Genomic DNA, 306 nt, shown 5'->3' with positions numbered 1-306 from the left:
AAAGTTCTTGCCTAATTGACTTTGAAGTTGTACTACTCCATTATGAGGACATTTGATTTCATTGTCTTCTAGTATTGGGTGTAAGAAAGCTGTGCTTAAAGGTTTTAATTGTTTGTGTTGTGTTTGTTGTTTTGCTTTTCCTTGAGCTTTTCTTTGTTTTTCTTGGCTTTCTTTGTTTGTTAAGTGAAGTTTTATATTTAAACTAGAATCTTTTAAAGAATAGTTGAAAAGAGTAAGAGTACAAGAGTGTAAAAAGATAAGGAGTGTGCCTAGATTATAGTCTTCATCTTTGGGGGAGAAGTAATA

At 31.4% G+C, this 306-nt stretch carries 1 pseudogene; it reads right to left on the bottom strand.

The features are described from left to right. A pseudogene (locus tag OQH62_RS08680) lies at positions 1–306 on the bottom strand (hypothetical protein); the annotation flags it as partial.

The sequence above is a fragment of the Campylobacter sp. MIT 21-1684 genome (assembly GCF_026241315.1).
In the GTDB taxonomy this organism is placed as follows: Bacteria; Campylobacterota; Campylobacteria; order Campylobacterales; family Campylobacteraceae; genus Campylobacter_D.
This window is presented reverse-complemented; position numbering and strand designations above follow the sequence as displayed.